This is a genomic window from Brevibacterium sp. 91QC2O2 (assembly GCF_024580695.1).
GTDB lineage: Bacteria > Actinomycetota > Actinomycetes > Actinomycetales > Brevibacteriaceae > Brevibacterium > Brevibacterium moorei.
The window spans coordinates 1-1,567 of the sequence record NZ_JANIJY010000049.1 but is presented as its reverse complement, the minus strand read 5'-3'; the positions used below and the strand labels follow the sequence as shown (position 1 = coordinate 1,567).

Below are 1,567 nucleotides of genomic sequence, written 5' to 3'. Positions count from 1 at the left end.
CGCTGGTTGTCAATCTGGTGTGAACCGGTAATGGGTGGGCTAGGCGCCGACGAGTTCGACGACGCTGGGACTGGTGTGGTTCTTGCTTGTGGTGTGGCCGAGGTTGAGGCTGGCCTGAGCCGGCGGCGCTTTGACCGTGGGGCGGGTCCGGAATCGGCGCGGGGTCCTGGCATAGGCGCCGTCCATGGTGGCTTGCCTGGCCGTCAGAACGGTTTCCCAGACTCCTGTGTGAACCTGCAGGGGAGTGAAGCCGTTCAGCCCGGTATGAGGGTGGCGATTGTAGGCCTCGACGAAACTGGTGAACCAGGTGTTGGCATCGTCGATCGTGTCGAAGGCTTCGGGGTAGGTGGGCCCGTACTTCACAGTGCGGAACACAGACTCCATCTGGGCATTGTCGTTACTGACTCCGGGACGGATCAGGGACTGGGCCACCTGGTGTTTGGTGAGCATGGTTTTCATCAGTGTGGAGGTCATCGCCGCACCATTGTCACTGTGCACCGTCTTCGTCGCCGGAGCAGTGGTGTCCAGGATCGATTCGATCAAGTCACGAGCCACATACTTGTTCTCTGACGGTTGAATCGTGAAGCCCATGATCTTACGGGAGTACAGGTCAATGACCAGATACAACGCATAGTGCTGATTACGGTAATAACCGGGCAGGAACGAAATATCCCAGCACAGCACCTCATCCGGCGCCCGGGCACACAGCACCGGGGTCTTCTTCTTGCCGGTATCGGGTTTGGCACCGCGGCGGCGACCAGGCCCAGTAGCGTTCATCCCGATCCCGCAGCGGCGGGCGATGCGGTGGAACGTGGACATCGACCCCAGGTACTCCCCGGCGTCAAGGTGAGCGTAGTAGGTCTGCTCCACACTCACCTGTGAGGCCGTGAGCAACTCAACGATGGAAGCCACCTCGGCCTGGTCTAGTTTGGCCGGATGAGTCCGCTGGGAATGCGGGAGAGGTTCGGCGACCCGAGGACGGGGCTTGGACCGGTAATGGGCTGCGGACTTGGACAACCCGATCAAGCCCATCGCCTTGTTCTTCGAGAGCATCCCGTCGCCTGTGAGAGTATCCAACAGCTGGTTTTCGATGGCCAGGCCCGCGTCATAAGTGGCTTGCTCGGGGGTGGGAAGGCTCAGGCGTCCTTGTCGGAGGCGACGCCACGCTCGCGCATGACGTCGATAGCTTTTCCCAACGCATCAGCGGCCTTCTCCATGCGATCGCGATCAGCTTCGGCGCGTTCGAGCCGTTTCTGCAGCTTCGCGTTCTCTGCCTCGAGCCGGCGGATCTCTGCGACATCATTCTCAGCCATACGTCCAGTCTGACGGGGAACCTTTCCGGAAGCCAGGTCACCATCGGCCATCGCCGCCCGCCATCGGCGGAACACATGCCACGGGACACCACGTTCTTCTAACAATGCCTGCTTGTCACCGTAACGGGTCTCGGCATACTCCAACACCAGTTCACGCTTCTGCTCAACTGTGAACTCCTGCGGCGGGATACTCACAACACTCACCTGGGGGACTCCTTCATCAAGACGGTTCACAACCAGTCTGCCAAGCAGGG

The 1,567-nt window shown here is 60.6% G+C and carries 2 protein-coding genes; both read right to left on the bottom strand.

Translation table 11 applies throughout. From position 1 onward, the window contains the following. Positions 1-39: 39 nt before the first annotated feature. Complete coding sequence (locus NQ036_RS15350; protein WP_257059995.1) at positions 40-1,077, bottom strand: DDE-type integrase/transposase/recombinase; 1,038 nt, start codon at positions 1,075-1,077, stop codon at positions 40-42. A gap of 59 nt (positions 1,078-1,136) precedes the next feature. After that, positions 1,137-1,567: hypothetical protein (locus tag NQ036_RS15345; RefSeq protein WP_257059993.1), on the bottom strand; the 431-nt coding region annotated here is incomplete at its 5' end.